Here is an 18,080-nt window from a genome sequence, read left to right as displayed (position 1 = left end):
CGTTCGAGCTCGGCACCGATCCCGATATCAACGCGGTCAACGTCAACAACCGCGTTCAGATCGCCCTGTCGAAGCTGCCGCAGGATGTCCAGCGCCAGGGCGTCACGGTCAAGAAGAAGTCCTCGGCTCTTCTCGGCGTGCTCGCCGTCTACTCGCCGAAGCGCACCTATGATCCGCTCTTCCTGTCGAATTATGTCACCATCAACATGCTCGACCGGATCAAGAGCACGCAGGGCGTCGGCGATGCCGCTCTGTGGGGCGCGCAGGATTATGCGATGCGCGCCTGGATCAAGCTCGACGAACTGACCGGACTCAACCTGACGACCGGCGACCTCATCGCCGCCATCCAGTCGCAGAACGTGCAGGCCGCCGTCGGCCGGATCGGCGGACGGCCGATCTCCGACGACCAGCAGCTTCAGCTCAGCATCCAGACCAAGGGACGGCTGGCCACCACCGAGGAATTCTCCAACATCATCCTGCGCACGAACCCGGATGGTTCGGTGCTGCGGCTCGGCGACGTCGCGCGGCTGGAGCTCGGGGCCAATAATCTCGACCGCGACACCCGCCTCGGCGGCAGCCCGGCAGCCGTGATCGCGCTCTACCAGGCGCCCGGCGCCAACGCGATCACCACGCTCGACGCCGTCCGCGCCCAGGTCAGGGAGCTCGCCAAGAGCTTTCCCGAAGACCTGGAATGGAAGGTGACCTACGATCCGACGGCCTTCATCACCGCCACCATCGACGAGGTCAAGAAGACGCTCCTCGAGGCCTTCGTGCTCGTCGTCATCGTCGTCTATCTGTTCCTGGGGAGTTTCCGCGCGACGCTCATCCCGACGCTCGCGGTCCCCGTCAGCCTGATCGGCGCCTTCATCGTCCTCAACGCCATCGGCTACTCCGCGAACTCGGTTTCGCTGCTGGCCGTCGTGCTCGCCATCGGCATCGTCGTCGACGACGCGATCGTCGTGGTCGAGAATGTCGAGCGCGTGATGGAGGAGCGGCCGGAGCTCACGCCGGGCGAGGCGACGAAGGTCGCCATGCGGGAAATCACCGCGCCGATCATCGCGATTACGCTCGTTCTGCTCTCCGTCTTCGTTCCCGTCGCCTTCATTCCCGGCATCGCAGGCGAGCTGTTTCGCCAGTTCGCCGTGACGGTCGTCGTCGCCATGGTGCTGTCGGCGATCAACGCGCTCACGCTCTCGCCGGCGCTGTGCGGTGTCCTGCTCAAGCGCCATCACGGCCCAAGGCGCGGCCTGATGGGCTATGTGATGCGCAGCATCGACCGGGTCCGCGACGGCTATGGCGCGGTGGTCGCGCGCATCGTCCGCTTCTCCGTGATGGGCCTCGTCCTCGTCGCCATCGCGGCGGTGGGTATTGGCGGCCTCTCGAAATTCACCCCCACCGGCTTCCTGCCCGAGGATGACCAGGGCGCCTTCTTCGTGGTGGTCCAGTTGCCGGACGGCGCTGCGGTCGGGCGCACCTCGGCCGTGGTCCAGCAAGCCGAGGAGATCCTCAAGGGCGAGGCGACGGTCGCCGACTACACCTCCGTCGTCGGCCTCAACTTCATCGACAATTACTCGCAGGCGAACTCCGCCATCATGGTCGTGACGCTCAAGCCGTTCAGCGAGCGTCAGGGGGCCGATCTCGGCGTGCCCGCCATCATGCGCCGGCTGGCGCCGAAATTCGCGCAGGTCCAGGGCGGCACCGTGATGCCGCTCGCGCCACCGCCGATCATCGGCCTGGGAACCGGCGGCGGCTTCACCTATGTGCTGGAGGATCTGCGCGGCGGCGACCCCAAAACCCTGGCACAGGTGGTCCGCGGCCTGACCATTGCCGCCAACCAGGACCCGCGACTGTCGCGGGTGTTCAGCACCTTCTCGGCGACCACGCCGTCGATCTATCTCGATATCGACCGCAACAAGGTCCAGATTCTCGGCGTCAAGCTTCAGGATGTGTTCCAGGCGCTGCAGGCCTCGCTCGGCGGCTACTACGCCAACGACATGAACCTGTTCGGCCGGACCTGGCAGGTGCAACTCCAGGCCGAGGCCGTCGACCGCGCCTCGATCGACGACATCTACCGGATCAATGTCCGCAGCGCCGACGGCAAGATGGTGCCGCTGCGCAGCCTCCTGGAGATCCACGTCGTCGTCGGTCCTCCCGCGCTGATCCGCTACAACAACCTGCGGGCCGTCACGATCCAGGGCGGCCCGGCGCCCGGCGTCTCCTCGGGAGAGGCGCTCAACGCCATGCAGGAGGTCGCGGCCCGCGTGCTGCCCGCGGGCTATGCCGGAGAATGGACCGATACCGCCTTTCAGGAGAAGCGGGCCGAGGGCAAGACGCCGATCATCCTCGCCTTCGCCGTGCTCTTCGCGTTCCTCTTCCTCGTCGCGCTCTACGAGAGCTGGACGATTCCGGTGCCCGTACTGCTTTCGGTCTCGATCGGCATTCTCGGCTCCTTCGCCTTCATGGTGCTCGGGCACCTGACACTCGATGTCTATGCCCAGATCGGCATGATCGTGCTGATCGGCCTTGCCGCGAAGAACGGCATCCTGATCGTCGAGTTCGCCAAGGAGCAACGCGAGAGCGGGGTTCCGCTGCTCGAGGCCGCGGCGGAAGGCGCCCGGCTGCGCTTCCGCCCGGTGATGATGACCTCCTTCGCCTTCATCCTCGGGCTGCTGCCGCTCGTCATCGCCACTGGCGCCTCGCAGCTCGCCCGGCGCAATGTCGGCACGCCGGTCTTCGGCGGCATGATCTTCGCCTCGCTGCTCGGGATCTTCGTGATCCCGCCGCTCTACGTCTTCTTCCAATCGATGCGGGAACGCCTGCGCCCCTCGACGCGGCCGAAGCCGATCGCAGAGGCGGCGACACCGCAGGCTGGCGAAGCGGTGGCCAAGCCGCATAGTCCTGCAGAATAGGGTCTGACGCGGTGGGCGTTCGGACCGGGATGTGCGACGGTGACCGTCGAGGGGGCTGCAATCCGACCGAGCGACAAGACACTCCTTCGGGGCGATGTTGGGCAAGACGCGAACGCGGCCGGAATCGATTGTGGCCCCGGATAGAGCGTCCTCGCTCGAACGCGCCCGACACCTGTGACCCGGCCGCGCCGAAGGAATTGGCCTAGCGACGCGATTTCAAGAGGTTAGAAGTGGCGGAGACGGAGGGATTCTCAGCCGATTTTCTCATAAGCAATTGAAATTGCTAATCTCTCTYACCAGAGAGCTAGCGCACGCGTGCCATACTCAACAGCCATTCGATGTGGCCAGATTGAGCGCTTCGGCGTGACCGCGTCAAGGAATTCGTGCTGCCATTGCAAAGGACCCTTTGGCCATTCCTTCCGCGCGCATTTTGCGGTGAAGGCGGTTGAGGTCGCCCTCCCCTAACGAATGCGCGCTGTGGCGAATGGACAGCCTGCCGTCGTCCCGCGCTTGCCATGAATAAGACCCTGGACGCTGCTCCGGAACGCCTGCGCAGGATCTCAGGTCTCGTCGCGGGGCGCAGCGTGTCTGATCGTCGGCCTCTACAACGATTGGCTGGGGCTCGACGAGCGAATCGAGACGATCGCAGCCGAGATCGGGAAGATCGCAGCCGAGCAGGCCGCCTGCACGCGGCTCGTGAGCGCTCCGGATGTCAGGCCGATCATCTCGACTGCCCTGGTGGCCGCGGTCGGCGATGGTGAAGCCTTCGAGCCGGGGGCGGCGATTTTGACGCCTGGCTCGGTCTCGTCCCGCGGCAGTACAGTACCGGCGGCAGAACCGTGCTCGGGTGCATCTCGAAGTAGGCCAACAGCTATCTGTGCAAGCTGTTCATCAAGGCGGCGGAGGTCATCATCATGAGGCCGCACAACAGGGGGAAGTTCAGCTTCGGCAACTGGTTGAAGGAAGCGGCCGCGCGGCTTCACCGTAACAAGCTGGCAACTACGCTCGCCCGTATCAGCTGGAGCGTGCTGCGTAATGGACAATCCTTCGACACGCACAAGGAGGCGATCGCCGTCTAACAACTTCCCAAGGAGTTCGCGAACGGATTAATTTGTGCACCCTGAGCCTGGAAACGGCCGATCTCCTATAAGGCCAAAGGTGCGTGCGTACCCCATCATGGCCACGGCCCGGGAGCCGATCAGTTGGTCGGGTACACATGAGCGACTTCAGTCATCGCGCCGAACCCATTGTGAAATGCAGCCGGTCCACACAAGCGGGCCGGTCATTTGCTGCCGCTCAAATCAAGCTGCTGGAAAGCGGACCTTGCCAGCGTCAGAAACGCCCGCCCCAAAGTGGACAAGGTATTCAACTGTATGCCTCACGCTACTTACTTATTGCCGAGCACGTTCGCGCAAGCGCGTCCGCAGTGCGGCGCGCCCCAATTTACTTTGGAGGGCAGCTTCGCGCCCATGTTTCAACGACGCCGGGCGTTACCGCAATCAAGTCGGCTTGCTCGGACTTTTCAGTCATCAGTGCGAGTCTGCCTCCCGCAATGCGGAGACTAAAACAGGACTGCGCATCCCMAAACGTGGCAAGGCAAATCCGGTCGCCAACGACCTGCCACGTTAACGCCTGCTGGCCTCGGCCATCTACGACGGCTCCCGTTCCATCGGCACAAAGGGCGCGAACTCGGAAGATTGGCAGCGAACACCACGTGGCGCCGGAGGCCAACCGGCCAAGCGTCGCCCCATCTAGCGTCCGCTCCTGACCGGCGAGTTGCGCGATAACAGCAGCGACCGGCGATGTTTCTGCCGCGGCCTGCGGCCCCAGTGCCGCCTGCTGCAGCGCATCGGCGCGTTGGCTGAGGTTTTCGATTATGCAAGCGATCTCCCGCCTCTTAAGCGGCAGCCACACGTCGAAGGTTGAGCGCTCACGAACTGAGAACTGACCACACGTGCGGTAGGATTCGTCCTCTACCCCTATCGGGCTTTCAACCTGTCCGAAGCACGATCTACCGAGTCCGTAACAGCGATCGTAATCGAACGCCTCGAGTTTCTTGGCGGCCTTGCGCAGCTCTTCGGCGCGAGCGAGTTGCTCGCCGATCGGGACACTCGGCACCGAAGCCCGCTCGCACACTGGGAGATCGGGAAGCAGCCCTTGGGCGGGTGCAACGCAGCTACCCATCGCCCAGGCCACGATCGCTGTGGCACTAGCGAGCAGCCGGCGCGACATTGTAGATGGGACCAACACGTCTATCCCTCCGTGAACTCACGCAAACGCCGTCGTTCGCGCGATTTACCACGCTATTGCAGCAGGCGAATTTGCGTACGCGCTATCCTGGCGTCGAGTCGAATGATGAACTGTACGTCGGCATCGTCGCGAAGCCGTATGTCGGTGTAACGCGCGACGATCTCATGACACGCCATTGCACTGCGGCGCTCAATCTCACGGAAGCTGACTGCGGCAGCGAGAGCCGATTGGAGCTCGTTGATCTCCTGTAGAGACAATGTTGCAGGCCGGCCGATCAGATCGGCCGCGCGTAACCCCCCGGCAACGACCGGCGCTGGTAGAAACCGGTTGGCGAGCAGGGCATGTCCGATCGGCAGGAACACGAAACCGCCGGCTTGTGCTTCGAGCGTGTCGATCGCGGCAATGCAGCGCTCCATGCTGCCCGCGCCAGACGCGACATCTGCCATGAGATAGCGGAACCGCTCAACTGCGTTTAGCTCCGCTTCTCCGGTGAGCGGCCTGCCGTTCCTGTCTTTGGGCGCATACCTCGCGAGCAGGTCGTCGCTGACGCCTGGGTCTGTCAGGCTGGCAAGCGCAGGCGCGGCAGCTCGCAACCGTCGCAGCGGCGTCAGGTCGTCCGCGAGGTCGGTCAACAGATCAAGCGACGATCGATAAGCTTCGACCAGCGCGAGCGCCCGCTTCAGATGCTCGGCTTCCGACGGCTGCGCATTCGCCGACACGGCCAGCATGGCGAAGCCACACAACGCAATCAGGCGACGCCCAAAAAGCATGCATCCCCCTTAACTCCGGGACCAAACCAGCGCAAGCTAGGGGACAACTATGCCGTGAAATCTACGACAGCAGCAATATGGGAGGGATATACAGTGAAGCCGACCGTCGCAACGGCGTTCGCCATTGCTACTTTCGCTATCGCAGCGCCCCAAGCCCACGCCGATTATTGCCCGCGGACTGGCGCCTCGGCCTGGTGCTGCGGGCTGCAGGAACCAGCTGCGGCGCCTTCGCAGAAGAACTATCGCTGGCATGTGAACAGCCAGCTTTGCGAAGGTCTGATCTCGCCACGCCAGTCGGCCGCAGTGCTCGACCTTGCCGGTTTCGTCGCCAAACCGATACCGACCGACCGGCAGTTGCAGGAGGGCTCCGGCCCGGTGCAGATATCCCTGCCGCAGTTGCGCAGCACGGTGGAAGGACCGCTTCGCTTCCGCGGCATCTCGTTGAAGGGGGGACGGTATTTTCTCGCGGGCGATTTCACCGACCGTCGAGCGAAATCCTGGGACGTCGCGCAGTTTCGCAACAGCGCCTCCATGTTGACCTTTGATTTCGTGGCCTACCGGCCTGCCGATCCGGCCGCCGATCGGCAGCTCGTCTACGTGCCAGTGCGCTTCGTACCGCCGGGTGCGCAAGCCGCGCAAGGAAGTGCCAGCCGCGTTCGGCTGTTGTCGGCACGCCCGCTCGCCGCAGCCCGTGCAACCTACCTGCCACTGAACGCTGAGCTGAAACCGGACTTCGCTGCGGGCGAGGTGAACCTGGACGCCAAGGTCGCTTCGGTCGAGCTGATCGAGGTGACGATCCCCGACGGCATGCCCTCGGCGTTCCAACTTCTGCTGCGCGCCTGCACGAGCTCCGAGCAAGGCTGCGATCCTGCGACGGCCACGGCGGTCACGTTCGACATGGTGCTCGCACCATGAGCATGTTCTTGGACCTCTTGCGCCGGCGGCCGACCGAGCAGGATGCCGTAAAGGAAAGGCGTGCGGCGGTTGCGGCGGCGGCACTCGAAGCGGGGCGGACGGCCTATCTCAGTCGAGTGGTCGCGATCCTTGGCTCGACCGCTCAGCAAGCGGCGCACCCCGGCAGCAACACGGGTCTCGTGTCACCCGCCCCCGACATGGTTCAGGATGAGGCAGGTCAGGGCCTGAGGGCGGTGGATCTGATCGCGCTTGCCGCCATAGCGAACGATAAGCCGAAGGAAGAACCGATCGGCGCCTGGCAATATCCCGCAGCTCTGGCGATCGTCTGCATCACGGCGGCGGTCCTCGTGTACGGATCGCGCACCGCCCCCACAACGGCGTTGGCAATCGTCGCCGAGACCGATCATGTCGCCGTCACCGCAGCCCCTGAGGCAGATGCCGTAGCGTTGAAGTTCACGAATTTCCCGCCGATCGCGGCGTTAAACGCCCGGATCAACGGCAGTGCCGAGGCACTCCTTCTCGCGTCCGACGGCGGCGTAGCGCAGCGCTGCCCACCGATCGCGATCGACCGGCTGGTACGGCTACACGAGCCCGAAGGGCTGACGCTGACCTTCGCTTCCGGCTCTACCCTAACGCTCTCGGCCTTTAAGACTCCAGGCGCTGCAAATGTTGACCAGTTGCGGCTTGGCGGTGACGGCGCGTGGACGCTGCAAGCGGCGTTGCCCTGGATGCCTAACTTGTCGGGCGACTGCAKCCATTTCGGGGGCAACGAATGGCGGCTGCCGACCAGGCTGACGTTTCAGGCTCCGAGGCAAGAGCAAGGCGATGCCGAGATGCTGATCCAACTGAAGCCAGGCGATCGCGACCGGCCACCGGCGAGCGCCCTCCTGCCTCGCGTCGTGCTCGACGCGAGCCGCGTCTCGTTCGAGACTGTTGCCGCGAATGCACTCCTGTCGCCCGGCCCGCCTGCGCGTTGCTCCGTGATCGCAGGCACAGTCGACTTCGAGCAGCGCTTGAGCTTACCCCTGATCGATGTGCGCCATGTCGGGCACGAGGTACTGGGAAAGCGCCAGTGCCCTACGCTCGCGACGCGGAACGAGCTGCGCTGGCGCGTGGCCGTCGAGCCGATCGCCAACGGGAACTTCGAGGTTACCCAGCGTGCGAGCGATACAGGCGGGGTCGGCACTGTTTATCTGGTCGGGCCTGTGGGGGAACGAAAAATCGGCGTGAGCTACCTCGCCATTCTTACCGCCGACCCCGGGCTAGCACTGCTGCTCGGCGCAGCGACGTCCGTGATAGCCAACTTGTGGAGCCTTTCTCAACTGTTGAGGAGATGGATTTCATGATGCGATGCACAATCCTTGCAACGTTGGCCCTCCTTCAGCTCACCAGCATAGCGCGCGCGAGAGAAATGCCGCTCGGCGAGGCCCTCGACCGTGCCGCGGCCCGTGTCGTCACGATCGATGCCGGGAGGCGAGGGACCGGCTACGTCACCGCTGGTTCCGGCGGGCTGATAATGATCACCACCGCGCGACATGTCGTGGAGTCCGTTCTGGACTCCTCGCTGCCGGCTCCTTCGTTGCGATGGGCCCGCGTGCCGGACGGATGTGCGTCGACCCCGAAGGCGCTCTCGGTCCATTCGGTGACGCGGGGCGACTCTCCAGCCTTCGACGTCGCAGTGATCGTCGCTGATGCGGGCTGCGCACCGGACCTCAGAGCCGTGCCGTCGGCATGGACAGAAGGAGAGCCAGCCCCAAGTTCGCGATTTCATGCCGTGCGCGTGACAGACGTTCTGCCGGTCGGCAGCGGAGTAGGACCGTTCTGGTTTGCCGATGCCTGCCTGCGGGCGGGCGGATGCATCGACCGCAAGACGCTCAAGCTGGAGACCCAGGGATTTACCGAGCAAGGCATGTCGGGAAGCCCGGTCGTCACGCAGGCCGGGATCGTAGGGCTGGTGCTCGGAGACGATCACGTCGCCGCATGGCCCAGCGTGGAAATCACGGCGGCGCTGTGTGCGGKGACGGCGCTGCCGCCGACCCATGGATACGACACCGCTGGCCTCGCCTGCCGCGCTTCGCCAGGCTCGTCCACGCTCCCCAACATTCTGGTGCAGCGGGCGCCGACGGCGGCGGTACCCGCTGCAGACGGCTGCGACACCCGGCTGAACCAGCCGCTACGCGATTCGTCCGAGCTAGGCGCCGCCTACAGGTGCCGGCTGGAAAATCTCGTGCGCGGCTGGGAAAGCCGCGCGGCGCGTCTCGATTGCATGGAGTGGGAACGTTGTCGTGAACTCTGGTTCAAGACGGTCGCCGATAACGGCTTTGCTGTGGGAATGAATCCGCCCGCCGATTGGATAGCGCTGCTCGATCTTCTGCGGCTCCGGCCCTATCCGGTCGATCTGGTTCTCAGCCATCCGGATCGTATCGCCGACTTTCGCGCTGAATTTGAAAAGCACGGCTTTTCCAGCACCGGAAAGGGCTACTCCCCCGCCTTCCCGGCCCCCTCGGTTGTGTCCCACATCGATGGCCCGGCCTGTCTGGTTTCGCGAGATTGGCGAACCTTCGTCCATCCCCAGGCGCGCGCTGGAGATCTCATGGCGGATCATTTATCCAGCTCGGGAGACCTTGTGCTGGCTTCCGTCGACTACGGCCCGCTAGATGAAAAGCGCACAAAATACCTTGTCTGGAAGCTCATTCCGACGGGCTTGCAGGTCGCTGGCGAAAGGCAGAACCAAGAACAGGGTATGACCTGGCGTTCCGAGGCCACCCTCAGCGCCAACTATCTGTTCGTAATCTCTACTCAATTGGAGGGCGGCGACATAAGCGCGGGGTACATCTCCGCAATCAATCTGTGGCGCCCTGACGAGCGCCAGCAAGTCAAGCTGAGCGGCACCTTCGATCGGAACGCCGCCATCAGGTTTCAGCAGGGCTGGCTCGCCTATGTGCCTCCAAGGCGGGGTGACATGGCGAAGTTGCTGTTCCTCGGCAACGACGCAGAAGTAAAGAAGGAAATCAGCCTCAGCGAGCTGGCCGGAAGATACATCGGCGGTCGTGTTCTCAGTTTCAATGATCCATACCTCGCGATCTATGGTCATGATTTGGGAACAGGAATTGGCAGCGGCATCGATATATTCAAGCGCGACGGCGATCGCTGGCTGCCGGATGGGGGCGTCAAGTTGCGCGCTGACGATGTCGTCCTCGATCTCGATATCAGGGATGGGAAAATGGCGGTTCTGAAGAAAAGCTCCGGCCAGATCAGCGTCGAGCTGCATCATCAGGATTTGCAATGGAAGGTTCACCAGATCATCAGGACTACCGCCACCTACGAGCCTTGGGCTCGCGAACGTTCTGATTATGCCGTGCCGAAGGTCCTCGTCGCTGGCGGGCTTGTCGTCGTAGGCGATCCACGTTGGAGCAGCACCAAGGATTGGACCGACGAGAAAATGGGTGCGCTGCACGTGTTCGACGTCGGGCAGCCGTCAGGCGTTCGAGCGGTCACTCTCGTCCAGGAGCAGAAAAAGGGATGGGACAGTTTCGGGAGCCAACTGGCGCTGGCCGGGGACCTGGTGCTTGCGAGGGGAACGCACGGCCCAGAGAATAACACCGGCGAAATCATCGCGATTGATGTGAGTTCACTCCGGGACCTGGCATCAACCTGCCAAAATAAATGACAGCGCGCGGAGCCGGCGTGATGCCGGCACCGTCCTCTGAAGGGCACCGTGCGGGTCCCGGCGGGTGAACCACCCGGCTTTGCCGGAGGCCGTTTAGTGGGCATCTGCCTTCGCCGGCAATCTGCTTCCGCAAGGGATACCGCGAACACTCTGGCCATATGCCGTATTCATTCCCAACAGATGGCCTAGCTTGACGTTTCTATAAATATTCAGCTTAATCTCCGAATTCGCTTTCTGCCTTAGTCTCCGCATTCTTTATCGCAGGCTTTCCGGCTGGCAGTCTTTTGATTTTGTCAGTTTGTGGTTCCGCTTTCTGCATTGTCTGAAGTGCCGGATTTTCTGCCCCTTCACTCCCCGGAGTGTTTCGATGACATCTATGGCAATTCTCGCTTCCTTCGGCGTGTTGGCGTCATCTGGAGCCGGGGAGTCCCTCGACGATTAAATCAAGAAGCCGACAGGCCATGGGCATTGGAGAAGGCGCCCTGGGTAAGCCTAGATGCAGATTTCAGCACCGCCGCTACGGGCGGCTCTGGTCTAGGTATCCGGACATGGCTTGCATCTCGGCCCGAAAAGAACTGGTAAGAGAAACTGCGAGGCAATCATGGTGGATTATATCGTAGTCACGAAGACGTCGCTCCGGCCCGATCCTGATGACGCTTCTCCAGAAGTACTTTGGCTTGAGATCAACGACAGAATTTCCGGCGTGCGGGAGCTTAAGCCCTGGATAAAGGGATCGATTGCCAGGGACGGAAAAACCTACCTTGGCTGGACCCATTTTGACGCGATCAGAGAGATCAAGGCTAAGCCACTTGAGCTTTTCGATGAGCCTGAAGGCGAAGCGCGAACCGTCGTCGGTGACATCGTCGGCGTACGATTGAAGCTGCCCCCTTGGCTCAAGGTCGATATCAAGCTTGCGGACGGCAGCGTCGCTATTGGTTGGATCAACTCGGATGACGCTCACGATCCCCCTCCTTCCGATGAGAAAGGAGAGCAGGAAGAAGGGAGCGCGCTCGATCTCGGACCCAACGAACTCTATCGAGCCCACATACTCGATGCACACATGCGGACTGGGATCGATGCCGCTGCGATCGCGGCTTTGATCAGCGCGGAGGCGGCGACGTTATCAAATGGGCTATGGGACAAGAACTCAAAGGCCGACTCAAGCAGCGCGGCGGGGCTGACTCAGTTCCTGGCCGCAACTTGGCTTGGGGAGGCAAAGAAAGCCCAGACGCTGCTGAACAAGCGAGGGAAAGGAAAGGGGTACGTTACCGCTGCTAACACCATAGTGGCTGGACGCGACGATGATCTTCTGGCCCTCCGCTTCGATCCGGGGCTCTCCATTGTGGCGGCTGCGGAGTATGGGTTGTTCAATCTGAACGCCCTGATCAAAGCGAGCCTTGTAGACGCTGACATCGGAGACGACGAGAAAGCCCGCTTCATCTATCTCGCCCATCACGAGGGGCTAGCAGGGGCGCAGGCATTCCTGAAGGGCTCCAACGTCTACAGCTTCAGTGATCTTGTCACGCAAGTCGGCCCCAGCAGGGCACAACGTTTCGTGGATGCGGCGAACGGCGACACGACCCAAGCGTACCGGAATTGGCTGAACGGCTACATAGACCAAAATATCCAACCCTCCAGATTCCGTAAGAGCCCAGCGGGTGATCCGTCGTCGGGTGGCGAGGGGACCAAAGCGCTGGCACTGTTCGACGGGYCGCCAATTCTCGTGACGAACCTGAGTTCCAACGTTGCGCTGGCCAAAGCAATCCAATGGCGCTTGACTGAGTTGGGCTATCTCGACCCGCCGGCCGACGGAAAATTTGGTCCCGTCTCCGCTTGGGCGCTTAGTGAGTTCTGCGACCGAAACGGACTTTCACTACGAGACGGCTTCACCAGGTCCATCGCGCAGAGGTTAGTGTCGCCGGTGACCCTCTTACCGGAAATCGTGTCGCTCGGCACATGGTTCGACAAAGTCATCGATTACATGAAGGCAAAGCGTTACTTCATTTGCCGGCACCCTGATTGCAAGAACATCATCTACCTGGAAGGCGTCGACCGTGAGGGCACGCTGAACGACGACGCTCCAAACAAATTCAACGACCTTCGTATCGTATTCTCGGTTGGCGATGATGGACGGCTCGATGTCGAGAACTCGATTTGGGACGGTACGAGCGAGCCTGGCAAAATTTGGACAATGAGTCCCATGAACCCGAAGGGCGCTGCTCGTATCGCCTTCAATCAGTACAAGGCATGGGCTGTGGGAATTCATCAGCCCTCCCCCGCATCGGCGCATGAAGCGCTCGTCCAAGTCGAGCCAGTCAGCGTATACCGAGACCTGAACAAGGATTTTAAGCGGACAGGCGATCAGCTCGACCAGGGCCTATTCGGGATTAATCAGCATTGGGGTTACGACGCGCCGAAGGATGATCTCGGACGAACAAGCGCCGGTTGCCTCGTCGGTCGCACTAGAGACGGACATCGCAAGTTCATGTCCCTTATTAAAAGCGATCCGCGATATGGCAGCAATCACTCCTATCGGTTTGTCACGGCAGTGATGCCAGGCGACGAGATCTTGCGGTGAGTTGATACTCAGAGCGGCTTGAACAAAGGTCGCGTAGCGCGTGGGCGCGAGCTAGGTTTACTGACAGGAGAAGCTATTTTCCCGTGGAATATTCGTAAGTGAATTATCCCTGGTTCAACAAAGCGGGCGTGTGTTCGGCACTCAAGCCGGTTGTCAAAGGTTGGGGGACAATTGAGCATGCAGCACGAACTCAAAGCGCGTGAGTACAAGCTTCTACTTGAGCCGCGATCAGCGCCACAACCCTCGCTTGAAGCGGTGGGAGCATTCTGGGAACGTCAGTTACGACCGATCATCGTCAGGCGACTTGACCCCCGCGATGGCAATAAGCCGAGGCATGAACAAACGTTTCTGACCGTTGAGGAGCGGCTCATTAGGTTCCGCGATACGCAAGGCTGCGTGCTGACCAACAAGGACTACGCTTTGCGAGAGCGTGTCTCGGCCCATTCGGACGCACGTGCAGCTTCAATTGGCGAGATCACTCTGAAGCTACGCATGCCAGACATGTTTGTCGTGGCTTCGACGGATTTGTCCGGATCGGAGGGAGGCGCGCAAACAAAGCTTGAAGAGGATATAGCGCCACTCGAAATCTCCGATCCCCATCATCAGAACGGAAGCATCGCTGTCTCCCGCCCCCGCTCGATGCGAAGCCGGTTCTCCCTCTCGACGAGCCAAGCCTGCCCTGCGGGGCGGAGACCCTGCACGCTCGCGGACATCTTCGTGCTTTTCCCAACTCTCGAGGATCAATTGCAGCGCGCGGGAGCCCGGTTCTCTCCATCCCATGTACTTTACGACGGTCCCCTCATTCGCGAGTTCGTCTTCAAAGGGGCGAAGGTCAGGCTAGGTGACAATATCACTGGCAAATTCGCACTGACGCTCTGGCAATTCGGTGATGCGGAACAGGAACAGGAGATCGCCGAAATCTCATTCAAATGTAAGACGCTGGATGGCCTCATGCCGGGCAATGCGGCGCGGCGGGCCTTCGACCTTTTCATTGGATTGCAGGAGGATCTCGCGAACGGGATCAATCTGCACCATGCGAGCAAGACCGCGCTCGCGCTGCCATTACGGTGCAAGGGCGCGTCATAGCGAGCAGGCAAATTCCCTTAGTAGAACCGAAATTCGTCAAGACGGGCCGTTTTCTGACGCAAGACATGACGAGGCCACCGCGTGATCAAACGAGCTACGCCACTTTTTCCCAAGCCGCAGCGTGACTTTGCGCATCCGATCGGCCGTATATGTGAATCTGTAGGTGCGGAGACCGACGCCGCTACGATGGCGGACAACTTGCACGTCATAGTGCGCCTGTGCAGGCCTCATCAGCGAGGCGCGGTCTGCCTGACCATCCACCAGCCACAGCCTAACTGGATACTAATGCGATACTTCGGGCACATCGCGATCGCCTTCTCCTCGATCAGTCCCCGGCCCCCATTCCGGAATTCCGTCGTCGCCTGGGAGGACACCCACTCCCATCTAGAAACTGGTCCGATAATCGATGTAACGATGCTAGCAAGGGCACTAGGTATCGCACCAGGTATCCCTTTGGTCATGGCGCTGCTTTGATCCAGTAAAACTTCGATTCCTCTAAAATCTTGCCCTCCTGCCAACGCACTCACAAGATGGCTATACATAATTGGAAGAAGGAAACGTCGTGGCAGACAAAGACAATGACCGCGAAGAATTGCGTAAGCAGTTTGCGCGTTATCTGGTGGTGCCCGACTTCGCGCGCGAGTTGAAGCCGCCGCGGCCCGTCAGTCGCGCGACGCGAGGCTCCACCAAAAAAGCAGCAGCAGCCCGTCCGGAGGAACCCGCCGGCCGCGCCATTATCGAACTCAATCCTGACTATCCGGGCGGAATTCCAGAAGCGAAGAGTGCCGTCCTTGCTCGCCTCCAGAACATATCAGACCGCGTTCAGCCGCCCGATACCAGTCGCCACTTCCTATTCGCCACCCTCACACTGGGAGAGATCGCAGACCTCACCACGGATACGGGCGCGGAGCCTTCTCCGATCTACAAGGTCTGGCGCGACGAGCCACTAAAGCCCTTCCTCGATCGTTCGGTCCGCACGGTGAAAGCCGACGCCTGCCTCACAGCCTTCGGCGCGGACGGCAAAGGGATCGTCGTTGCAGTGATGGACAGCGGAATAGACGAGACGCACCGCCACTTCGTGCGCTACCAAAATCTCAGCCTGCCTTTGGGGCTAGCGCATCGCGATTTCACCGGCGGGAACGCCCCCACAGTCGATCGCTTCGGCCACGGCAGCCATGTCGCCGGAATCATTGCCGGTAGGACAAGCACGGACGAAGGCGGCATGGCGCGTGTATTCGAGGAGCGCGGCACCGACGACACCGTGCGGACGATCGTTCGTGTGATGGCGTCGGGCTCGGTGCTGCGTGGCATCGCGCCCCAGGCAACGCTGCTGAGCCTCAAGGTGCTTGACGATGCGGGCAAAGGTTATGCTAGCGCGCTCATTACTGCGCTCGAACATGTCGAGGAACTCAACGACTTTGGCCGCCGCATAAAGGTTCACTGCGTCAACCTTAGCCTCGGCTATCCGTTCGACGCGCGCTGGTACGCCGCCGGCCAGAGCCCGCTTTGCACTGTCGTCAACCGGCTTTCACGCAGCGGCGTGATCGTCGTTGCAGCAGCAGGAAACGACGGGTCAACGATGATCCAGCCAGACGGCGAAGATATGTTGAAGCGCGTTGGCCTCGATCAGTCTATCAACGATCCGGGCAACGCCGAAGAGGCGATCACCGTCGGGGCCACCCACGGCGAGGCGCCGCACCGCTATGGTGTCTCCTTTTTCTCGTCTCGCGGGCCCACCGCCGATGGGCGGGTCAAGCCGGACTTGGTAGCGCCTGGTGAGCGTATCCTCTCTTGCGCAGCGATCGGCGCGTCGCACACCACCGAGGCGCTGGACGAGGCTGGCATCACGCCCGATCCGACGATCGCCTACTTTCGAGAGGAAAGCGGCACCAGCATGGCCGCCCCTCACGTCGCCGGCGCTGTCGCCGCTCTGTTGTCGGTCCGGGGCGAGTTCATCGGCCGGGCGGAGGCAGTCAAAGCGATTTTCGTTAGCAGCGCGACCGATCTCAAGCGCAAGGCCGACTTCCAAGGATCTGGCCTGCTCGATCTGCTGCGTGCGATGCAATCTATCTGAAGGGGATACCGAAATGGACGCGATAGCCGGCATTCCTTTCGCTGCGCTTCTACTGGACAAGGATGGTGAACGGGAGGAGCCTGGCCGCAAACTCCTGCCCCACGGGATCACCGATCTCCTGGTCTTGAGCCATGGCTGGAAGAATGACGAGGCCAATGCAACGAAACTCTACACCGAGTTGATCAGCAACATGGTCGCCGCTTCGCGCGGCGGCATGAGTTTGCCAGCACGCCGCTTTGCGGTCGTCGGGGTGTACTGGCCGGCGTTCCGCTACCGCGAGGACCTTACTATCCTGCCTGCAGATCGAGGCGTGCCCAAAGTGGGCGGCGCGGCAGCGGCGAGTGGAGGGGACCTATCGCGTTCGGCCCTAAAGGCGTTTGCGAGCGAGATTGCCGATGATCTCTGCATCGATAATAAGGCCGCTTTTGTTCAGCAGGCGCTGGACGCGGCCGGCGGCGGGGGCGTGGCCGACAGCTTTCTGGAGGATCTTCGCCGGTCCCTCACGATGGCGTCTGATCAGGAGGTTCGCAACGAGCATAGCGAGTTCTGCAGCATCCGAGGTAGCGACGCCGTGGACGCACTTAAGCAGCGTGGCGACGTTCCCCCGGTACAGACTGTTGGAGGCGGGGGCGCGGCTGGCCTCGGCGACACCATTGCCGCGGCAGGTTCTCGCGTGCTGCGCGGCGGCAAGGCGGCGGTGGCCTCGCTGCTGAACCAGGCCACCTATTTCGAGATGAAGGCGCGAGCAGGCAACGTTGGAAAAGCGCTTTGCCGCACTTTAGAGGCGCAGGACCTCGATGGTGTGCGGGTTCATCTTATCGGGCACAGCTTCGGCGCGAGGCTGGTATCGGCGACGGTTGCCGCTTCGCAGACGCTCAAGGCCGCGTCACTCTGCTTGTTGCAAGGGGCCTATTCGCACAATGGCCTCGGCCGAGATGTGGGGCCCAATAGGGTCCCTGGCGGATTCAGGCGCATCATTGACGACCATCTCGTAAACGGACCGATTATGATCACGCGCTCGCGTCACGATAGCGCAGTTGGCTTTTTTTACGCCGTCGCCTCCAAGATCTCAGGTGAGATCGCTCAGGGGGTCGGCGTCAGAGACCTCATCGGTGGCCCGCGCGATCTTTACGGCGGACTGGGTGCGAACGGCGCGCTGGCAATGCGCGATGGCGAATGCGTCTGGGTAACGGCCGACAGAAACCGGTTGCCCGAAATCGCCCCCGGCCTCGTCAACAACGTCCTCGCCGACAATATCGTCGCCAACCACAACGATGTCGATAACGAGCGTGTCAGTTCGCTAGTTTGGCATGCGATTAAGGACGCGACCTAAGGCAAGTGCCTTGTATGAGCATTGTCGTGGAATGTCGTGTGCTTCACAAAGGCAGAGTCCAGGGCACGTAGGGCTCGCACCGAAGTGTTTGGTAGTCATTGTCAAAGGTCATGCTGGGATTAGATCAACATGGGAGAACGCCTGATGTCGCGAGCAGGGACTACTCTGGTGTTCGTTGTGTCGATCGCCATCGTCGGTATGGCAGCTTTCTACGGCGGCACACTCTTTGCGATGCTACCTCACGAGCAAGGGGACGCCTCTCAAGAAATCATTGATGCCGCCAAGAAAAATATTCCCCGGCCACAACTACCACCTAAGCCCTCTGGTCAAATCGTAACAACGATAGAGGAAAGGAAACAGATAGTCAAAGTACCATCTCCGTCGATTCAAAACTTCGGTCGAACTAGAGATATTGTAACGACAATCCAAGTTCCATCTACAAAACTTGTCGACGCACCCGCTGAAGTTGTTGCAGCCTGGGATTCACAAGTAAAG

At 61.5% G+C, this 18,080-nt stretch carries 12 protein-coding genes; 10 read left to right on the top strand and 2 right to left on the bottom strand.

Features of this window, described 5'->3' with window-relative positions; translation table 11 throughout:
* Both AC1DRP_RS23140 and AC1DRP_RS23135 read left to right on the top strand, forming a co-directional pair.
* The coding region (locus tag AC1DRP_RS23140; RefSeq protein ID WP_476769672.1) for an efflux RND transporter permease subunit at positions 1–2,909 on the top strand (2,909 nt) is incomplete at its 5' end.
* 914 nt (positions 2,910–3,823) lie between these two features.
* Complete coding sequence (locus tag AC1DRP_RS23135) at positions 3,824–3,988, top strand: hypothetical protein (RefSeq protein ID WP_476769671.1); 165 nt, start codon at positions 3,824–3,826, stop codon at positions 3,986–3,988.
* A gap of 364 nt (positions 3,989–4,352) precedes the next feature.
* Here the strand turns inward: AC1DRP_RS23135 and AC1DRP_RS23130 are convergent, their stop codons facing one another.
* Both AC1DRP_RS23130 and AC1DRP_RS23125 read right to left on the bottom strand, forming a co-directional pair.
* Positions 4,353–5,027, bottom strand: a complete 675-nt coding sequence (locus tag AC1DRP_RS23130; protein WP_476769670.1) for a hypothetical protein — start codon at positions 5,025–5,027, stop codon at positions 4,353–4,355.
* 185 nt (positions 5,028–5,212) lie between these two features.
* The gene (locus AC1DRP_RS23125; protein ID WP_476769669.1) at positions 5,213–5,929 is read right to left on the bottom strand and encodes a hypothetical protein; all 717 of its coding nucleotides are present in this window, start codon (positions 5,927–5,929) and stop codon (positions 5,213–5,215) included.
* A 93-nt stretch (positions 5,930–6,022) separates the two neighbouring features.
* On the opposite strand from AC1DRP_RS23125, the gene AC1DRP_RS23120 reads away from it, so the two are divergent.
* The 8 genes from AC1DRP_RS23120 to AC1DRP_RS23085 all read left to right on the top strand — a co-directional run.
* The gene (locus AC1DRP_RS23120; protein ID WP_476769668.1) at positions 6,023–6,844 is read left to right on the top strand and encodes a hypothetical protein; all 822 of its coding nucleotides are present in this window, start codon (positions 6,023–6,025) and stop codon (positions 6,842–6,844) included.
* Positions 6,841–8,190 carry a hypothetical protein gene (locus AC1DRP_RS23115; protein WP_476769667.1) on the top strand — a complete coding sequence of 450 codons (1,350 nt, stop codon included), beginning with the start codon at positions 6,841–6,843 and terminating at the stop codon, positions 8,188–8,190. Before AC1DRP_RS23120 ends, AC1DRP_RS23115 begins: the two co-directional genes overlap by 4 nt.
* Positions 8,187–10,514, top strand: a complete 2,328-nt coding sequence (locus AC1DRP_RS23110) for a serine protease family protein (protein ID WP_476769666.1) — start codon at positions 8,187–8,189, stop codon at positions 10,512–10,514. Before AC1DRP_RS23115 ends, AC1DRP_RS23110 begins: the two co-directional genes overlap by 4 nt.
* A 601-nt stretch (positions 10,515–11,115) precedes the next feature.
* Positions 11,116–13,092, top strand: a complete 1,977-nt coding sequence (locus AC1DRP_RS23105; RefSeq protein WP_476769665.1) for a peptidoglycan-binding domain-containing protein — start codon at positions 11,116–11,118, stop codon at positions 13,090–13,092.
* A 177-nt stretch (positions 13,093–13,269) separates the two neighbouring features.
* Entirely contained in the window at positions 13,270–14,178 is a 909-nt protein-coding gene (locus tag AC1DRP_RS23100) for a hypothetical protein (RefSeq protein WP_476769664.1), read from the top strand.
* A 562-nt stretch (positions 14,179–14,740) separates the two neighbouring features.
* Positions 14,741–16,252: a S8 family peptidase gene (locus tag AC1DRP_RS23095; protein ID WP_476769663.1), complete on the top strand. Its 1,512-nt coding sequence runs from the start codon at positions 14,741–14,743 to the stop codon at positions 16,250–16,252.
* 13 nt (positions 16,253–16,265) lie between these two features.
* A complete protein-coding gene (locus tag AC1DRP_RS23090; RefSeq protein ID WP_476769662.1) occupies positions 16,266–17,585 on the top strand; it encodes a hypothetical protein in 1,320 nt (439 codons plus the stop codon).
* A gap of 129 nt (positions 17,586–17,714) precedes the next feature.
* On the top strand, positions 17,715–18,080 hold a 366-nt coding region (locus AC1DRP_RS23085), incomplete at its 3' end, for a hypothetical protein (RefSeq protein ID WP_476769661.1).

This window comes from Allobosea sp. 01N443, assembly GCF_056399325.1.
This window is presented reverse-complemented; position numbering and strand designations above follow the sequence as displayed.